The sequence below is a fragment of the Streptomyces sp. AcH 505 genome, from assembly GCF_000818175.1.
In the GTDB taxonomy this organism is placed as follows: Bacteria; Actinomycetota; Actinomycetes; order Streptomycetales; family Streptomycetaceae; genus Streptomyces.
Genome location: NZ_JTIY01000001.1, coordinates 1756021 through 1762074, shown reverse-complemented (window position 1 = coordinate 1762074; position 6054 = coordinate 1756021). Strand labels below are relative to the sequence as shown.

Below are 6054 nucleotides of genomic sequence, written 5' to 3'. Positions count from 1 at the left end.
GGGGGTGGGGGTGGGCGCGGGTACGGCGCCGGGGCTCGCGCATCTCGCCCATCTGCGGCAGCTGCGCCGGGCCAAGGACGCCATGGACCGGGACTGGGCCGAGCCGCTCGACCTGGCCGCGGTGGCGGCCCACGCCGGCTACTCGCGCTACCACTTCGTGCGGGCCTTCAAGGCGGTCTACGGGCAGACGCCCGGCCGCTATCTGTCCGCCCGGCGGGTCGAGCGCGCCGAGGAGCTGCTGCGGTCGGCCAACCTCACCGTGACGGAGATCTGCGCGCTGGTCGGCTTCGGCAGTCTCGGCAGCTTCACGACGCTGTTCAAGCGGCAGACGGGGTGCACCCCCGGTGAGTACCGCGCGAAGCACGCGGGACGCGGCGCCGCGCTGATACCGGGCTGCTACGCGATGCTGTGGGCCGGCGGGTTCCCCGGCCGGGACCGCAATTCTGAAGAAGCCGGCTGACGGACCCGGCGCCTACGGTGGCAGCACGGCCGTACAGGACCGCCGAATCCGAGGAGCGCGTCATGATCAAGGGTCTCGCCATCGCCACCGTCTGGGTTCTGGACCACGACAGGGCGAAGGAGTTCTACACGGAGAAGCTCGGCTTCGAGCTGCGCACCGACATGACCATGGGTGAGGGCGGCATGCGCTGGCTCACCGTCGGCGCCAAGGACCAGCCGGACGTGACGCTCACCCTGATGGTGCCCGGCGCCCCCGCCATGGACGAGGAGTCGGCGGAGGCGGTCAGGAAGCTCGTCGCCAAGGGCGTGCTCGGCGCGGGTGTGCTGGCCACCGACGACATACACGGGGACTACGAGACGCTCAAGGCGCGCGGCGTCGAGTTCCTGCAGCCGCCGCAGGAGCGCCCGTACGGCACGGAGGCGATCCTGCGCGACGATTCGGGCAACTGGTTCTCCTTCACCCAGGCCCGGCGGAGCGGCGATCTGGACCTCGACAAGGAATGGTCCTAGCCACCGTCGCGGTACGGCGGCGAGGGCGCGTCACGGCTGGTCGGGGAATTTGATCATCGGGAAGCTGCCGGTGTTCGTGGGTGCGTGTTCCGGCAGCCAGAGCACCGCGACCGCGCCTCCCGGCTCGCCCGGTTCGGCGTCCAGGCTCTCGGGCCCGGCGTTGCGGAAGGTCAGCCGTGCGCCGAGGACCCGCGCCTGGCCGGCCGCGATGGTCAGCCCCAGGCCGTGGCCGTGGCCCGCGCGGTCGGTCGCGCCCGTACGGAACCTGCTGGGGCCCTCGCGCAGCAGCGCGTCGGGGAAACCCGGGCCGTGGTCCCTTATCCGGACGACCCGGCCCTCGACGGTCACCTCGACCGGCGTACCGCCGTGCTTGGCCGCGTTGGCCAGCAGATTGCCCAGGATGCGTTCGAGCCGCCGCGGATCCGTGTTGACGAACGAGTCCTGCACCAGCCGGATCGTCACCGCGGGGTCCAGCGTCGCCACCCGGCGCGCCACGAACTCGCCGAGGGCGATCTCCTGCAGCTCGGCCCGTTCCGAGGCGCTGTCGAGCCGGGCCACCTCCAGGACGTCCTCGACGAGGGTCCGCATCGCCTGCGCCCGGTCACGCACCAGCTCGGTCGGGCGCCCCGGCGGCAGCAGCTCGGCCGCCGTGAGCAGACCCGTCACCGGCGTGCGCAGCTCGTGCGCGATGTCGGCGGTGACCCGGCGCTCGGCCTCGATCCGTTCGTTCAGCGCGTCGGTCAGCGCGTCGACGGCGCCCGCCAGATCGTCGGTCTCGTCGCGCACGATCCCGCCGACCGCGTCACCGACCCGTACGTCCGTGTTGCCCTGCGCGACCCGGCCCGCCGCTGCCGCCGCCTTCCGCAGCCGCCGCGAGAGCTGGCCGCCGATCAGCACGCCCAGCGCGCAGCCGCCGAAGACCACCGAGACCGAGCCGATGAGCAGCGCGCGGTCCAGGTCCGTCATGATCGCCGTGGACCGTCCGGCGAACCTGCTGTGCAGCGACAGCACCGCGCCGTTGCCGAGCGGGACGGCCGCCCAGACGTCGGGGCCGCCGCCGGTGTCCTGGACATAGGTGGCGCGGCGGCCGTGCCGCGTCTTGTCCTGGAGGTCCCGGGGCAGCGCCGGATCGTTGATCTTCGTGTTGAACTTGGCGTCCTTGGTGGTGTCGTACATCCGCTGCGCGAACAGCAGCCGCTCCAGCTGCACCTCGCGCGCGTTGTCGAGCATCGAGACACGGGCCGCGTTGTGCACCACGAGGCTCAGCGCCGCCGCGACGAGCGCGCCGACGACGGCGATGGCGATGCTGATCTTCCACCGGACCCCGGTGCGCAGGGCGAGTCGCTTCATATGAGGAGCCGCATCAGGAGTCGCTTCATGCCTTGAGCTTGTAGCCGAAGCCGCGGACGGTCTCGATCCGGTCCTGGCCGATCTTCGTGCGCAGTCGCTGTACGTGGACGTCCACGACGCGCGTGTCACCGCCCCAGCCGTAGTCCCACACGCGTTCGAGCAGTCTGTCACGCGAGAAGACCGTGCCGGGCGCGGCGGAGAACTCCAGCAGCAGCCGCATCTCGGTCGGCGTCAGCGACACCGGGCGGCCGGCCCTGCGGACCTCCATGCCCTCCGTGTCGATCTCCACGTTCCCGAACGTCAGCACGCCGCCCCTGGCGCCGGGCTCCGGCTGCCGGTCCTGGCCGGGCGCGGGTCCGCCGGCATGGCCGAACCGGCGCAGCACGGCGCGGATCCGGGCGACCAGGACGGCGCCGTCGAACGGCTTCGTCACGTAGTCGTCGGCCCCGGCCTCCAGGCCGAGCACCACGTCGATCGAGTCGGCGCGCGCCGACAGCATGATCACGGGCACCGTCGACTCGTCGCGGATCCGCCGGCACAGGCTGACCCCGTCGAGCCCCGGCACCATCACGTCGAGCAGGGCGATGTCGGGCCGGTCGCTGCGGAAGGCGTCCAGGCCGGCGAGTCCGTCCTGGACCGCTGTGACCACGAAGCCGTCGCGCTCCAGCGCGAGCTGGGTGGCTTCGCGGATGACGTCGTCGTCCTCGACGAACAGGACATGGGTGTCGGCCATTGCCGTGGCTCTCAGCTCTCAGTTCTCGCTCGGTACGGTCTGCCCGGAACCGGACTCGGACTCGGGCTCGGGCTCCGGTTCGTCGAGACCGCCGCCCCCGACCGCCCTGCTGTAGCTGTTGCGCACCCGGTAGCGCTCGGTGAACTTGGTGTTCGTCCAGGCGTAGGTCACCACGTCCTCGCTCGACGGGTACGACACCGAGTCGCCCTTCGCGTACACGGGCTGGGTGACGACCAGCTCGCCCCGGTCGATGGTGGCGTAGACGGCGGGTTCCTCGGCGGCGAACACGTTCCGGTACCCGCCGGTCAGGGTGTCGGCCGGGTCCTCGCGGTACACGTACGTCCCGACGCCCATCGCGTCGCCGCACGTCATGACGTTGACCACCACGTAGTGGGCGGTGCTGCCGGTGAGATCGCCGTACGAGGTGTCCACCGGGTACGCGTCCTTGTCACACGGCTTCAGACCGGCCTTGACGCGCTCGCTGACCGCCGGGTCCCTGCGCAGCAGCGCCACGGCGTCCACCGACTTGGGGGGTGGCGACGCGGAGACCGACGGGGTGGGCACACCGCGCTCCAGGGGCGCCGGCGCCGCGGGACCCTCGTCCCTCGTGCCCGTACCGCCCGCCGAGCAACCGGTCGTGAGCAGGCCGAAGGCGGCGAGCCCGGCCAGTGCCGTACCGCTCGCCGCCAACGATCCGCTTCTCAGGCCGCGCACCTCTCCTGCCCCCGTCCCTCACGATCCTCTTCGCACCGCCGGCTCTCCAGCTCCTCGCGGAGCCGGGCCAGCGCCCGGTGCAGCGTGCTCTTGACCGTACCCGCAGACATTCCGAGCGCGGCGGCGGTCTCCTCCGTGCTCATCTGCTCCCAGTGTCGCAGGACGACCACACTGCGCTGCTTGGGTGCCAGCACGGACAGGATGTCCATCAGCAGGGCCCGGTCGGCGTGCTGCTCGGTGCCGTCCTCGATGCTCGCGTCGGGCAGCTGCTCGGTGGGGATCTCGTCGAGCTTGCGCGCCCGCCACCACTCGGTACGGGTGTTGATCATGACGCGGCGCAGATAGGCGTCGGCCAGCGACTTGTCGGCGATGCCGTCCCAGCGGCGGTACGTACGCGCCAGCGCGGTCTGCAGCAGGTCCTGGGCGTCGACGGGATCGGGCACGAGCCGCCGGGCGCTGCGCAGCAGGGCGTCCTGCCGTGTCCGTACGTACTCCTCGAAACCGATTACCTCACCGTGCGCCATGCCAACCGCCTCCGACCCCTGGACCTTCCCCGCCGTTCTCTGCCACACCAGAAATTACGGAGCTGTTGTCACGGGGCTGTGCGGGTCAGCCATAGGCGGGCGCACGGCTGTCCATCGGTTGTGTAACGACCGGACAAATGCCCGACCGGCGGGGGGCCGGACCGGGCACGGGTCCACGCGGCGCTGTCCTTGTTACCTCTGTACCTCTGTACCTCGGTTACCTCTGCGGCAGTTGGTACCTGCCGTGCTCCAGCGGTTCGACCAGTCCGTCGGCGACGAGACCGTCCAGCGCACGCGCCCGCTGCACCGGTTCGTCCCACACCGCGTCGAGCACCCGCTGCTCCACCGGCGTCACGGCCTCGCGCAGCACGGCGAGCAGCTTGCCGCGCACCTGCCGGTCGGTGCCCGCGTACGTCTGGCCGCGCCGCGCCGCGCCCTCGTGGGCCGGCTTGCCCGCGAGCCGCCAGGCGCAGGCGGTCGCGATCGGGCAGCGCTCGCAGGACTCGTTCTTCGCCGTGCAGAGCAGGGCGCCCAGCTCCATCGAAGCGGCGGCCCAGCGCGCGGCCGTGCCGCTGTCGGCGGGCAGCAGCGCGCGGGCGAGTTTGCGCTCGGCAGCCGTCGTCGCGTTCGGCGGGTACTGCGTACCCGTGACGGCGCGGGCGAAGACCCGGCGCACATTCGTGTCGAGCACGGCATGGCGCTGCCCGTACGCGAACGAGGCGACGGCGGCGGCCGTGTACTCGCCGATGCCGGGCAGCGCGAGCAGTTGCCCGTGCTCGCGCGGTACGTCACCGCCGTACCGTTCCGTTATCGCCTGCGCCGCCCCGTGCAGCCGCAGAGCCCTTCGCGGGTAGCCGAGTCTGCCCCAGGCGCGCACCGCCTCGCCGGGGGGCTCGGCCGCCAGGTCGGCGGGGCGCGGCCAGCGGGCGAGCCACTGCTCGTACACGGGCAGCACCCGGCTCACCGGGGTCTGCTGGAGCATGAACTCACTGACCATCACGCCCCAGGCGCCCGCTTCGGGGCGGCGCCAGGGCAGGTCGCGCGCGTGCGTCTCGAACCACGCGATGACGGGAGTGTGCAGGGCGGCCGGGTCGTCCGGGCTGGGGGATGCGGCGGTCGTCGCAGGAGTAACAGTCATGGCAGCACCGATCCTGGCATGCTCCGGCGGCCCTGGGCGATCAGCCCCGCGCACGGCGGTGAGGGAACGCGGCGGGGGGCCGTGGCGGGCGGCGCGGCGGGGAACGTACTGGACGAAAGCGGGTGCCCCGGTCGCCACCCCGGGATGATGATCCGTAAAACTTGCCGAGACGAGCGGCATGTGGGGCAGGAGTTGGCCCTGATCTCTCGTACAGTTTGCGCCGTGGGATCTATGCGCAATCCGGTCGGGCCGCTTCCCTCCTCCATCTACTGGCGACGGAGGGCAGTAGCGGCGACGCTGGTTGCGCTGCTCGCGCTCCTGATCGTGTGGATCGTCACCCAGGGCGGCGGCGGGAAGAAGAAGCCCGACGACAACAACGGCGGCGCGGCCCCCGCGACCTCGATCACCCCTGGCCCCTCGGGCTCAGGACCCGCCATCAGCGAACAGCCGGGCGGGCGCGACGAGTCGGGCGGCACCGGCAGCGGTGACACCGGCGGCGGTGACGGCGACAAGAACGGCGACACGTCGGGCACGTCCGGCGGCGGCACGGGCCCCGGCGCGACCCAGCCCCCCGGCGGTACGGGGTCGGGCGGCGCCGGCGGGACAGCGGCGGGCGGTACGGGCAC

General features: G+C 72.2%; 7 protein-coding genes and 1 pseudogene. 3 read left to right on the top strand and 5 right to left on the bottom strand.

Annotated elements, in window-relative coordinates; all coding sequences use genetic code 11:
* A partial coding sequence (locus HY68_RS43575; RefSeq protein WP_198533231.1) for an AraC family transcriptional regulator occupies window positions 1–460 on the top strand: 460 nt, incomplete at its 5' end.
* A 62-nt stretch (window positions 461–522) separates the two neighbouring features.
* Window positions 523–969, top strand: coding sequence for a VOC family protein (locus tag HY68_RS08185; RefSeq protein ID WP_041986266.1), 447 nt, complete (start codon window positions 523–525; stop codon window positions 967–969).
* A 30-nt stretch (window positions 970–999) separates the two neighbouring features.
* Here HY68_RS08185 and cseC read toward each other — a convergent pair whose 3' ends face one another.
* The 5 genes from cseC to HY68_RS08160 form a co-directional block, all read right to left on the bottom strand.
* Complete coding sequence (cseC, locus tag HY68_RS08180; RefSeq protein WP_041986263.1) at window positions 1000–2319, bottom strand: two-component system sensor histidine kinase CseC; 1320 nt, start codon at window positions 2317–2319, stop codon at window positions 1000–1002.
* Between the two features lie 25 nt (window positions 2320–2344).
* Window positions 2345–3052, bottom strand: a complete 708-nt coding sequence (gene cseB, locus HY68_RS08175; protein ID WP_041986258.1) for a two-component system response regulator CseB — start codon at window positions 3050–3052, stop codon at window positions 2345–2347.
* 18 nt (window positions 3053–3070) lie between these two features.
* Window positions 3071–3766: a hypothetical protein gene (locus HY68_RS08170; protein ID WP_041986255.1), complete on the bottom strand. Its 696-nt coding sequence runs from the start codon at window positions 3764–3766 to the stop codon at window positions 3071–3073.
* Complete coding sequence (locus HY68_RS08165) at window positions 3754–4290, bottom strand: SigE family RNA polymerase sigma factor (protein ID WP_041986253.1); 537 nt, start codon at window positions 4288–4290, stop codon at window positions 3754–3756. The genes HY68_RS08170 and HY68_RS08165 overlap by 13 nt, the downstream gene beginning before the upstream one ends.
* Before the next feature lie 217 nt (window positions 4291–4507).
* Entirely contained in the window at window positions 4508–5428 is a 921-nt protein-coding gene (locus HY68_RS08160; protein ID WP_041986249.1) for an A/G-specific adenine glycosylase, read from the bottom strand.
* 222 nt (window positions 5429–5650) lie between these two features.
* Between HY68_RS08160 and HY68_RS44885 the strand changes: the two are divergent.
* A pseudogene (locus HY68_RS44885) lies at window positions 5651–6054 on the top strand (hypothetical protein); the annotation flags it as partial.

Bases quoted from the DNA above. Each gene is read 5' to 3' on its own strand.
- HY68_RS08185 (WP_041986266.1), top strand. From the start codon at position 523: ATGATCAAGGGTCTCGCCATCGCCACCGTCTGGGTTCTGGACCACGAC.
- cseC (WP_041986263.1), bottom strand. From the start codon at position 2,319: ATGAAGCGACTCGCCCTGCGCACCGGGGTCCGGTGGAAGATCAGCATC.
- cseB (WP_041986258.1), bottom strand. From the start codon at position 3,052: ATGGCCGACACCCATGTCCTGTTCGTCGAGGACGACGACGTCATCCGC.
- HY68_RS08165 (WP_041986253.1), bottom strand. From the start codon at position 4,290: ATGGCGCACGGTGAGGTAATCGGTTTCGAGGAGTACGTACGGACACGG.
- HY68_RS08160 (WP_041986249.1), bottom strand. From the start codon at position 5,428: ATGACTGTTACTCCTGCGACGACCGCCGCATCCCCCAGCCCGGACGAC.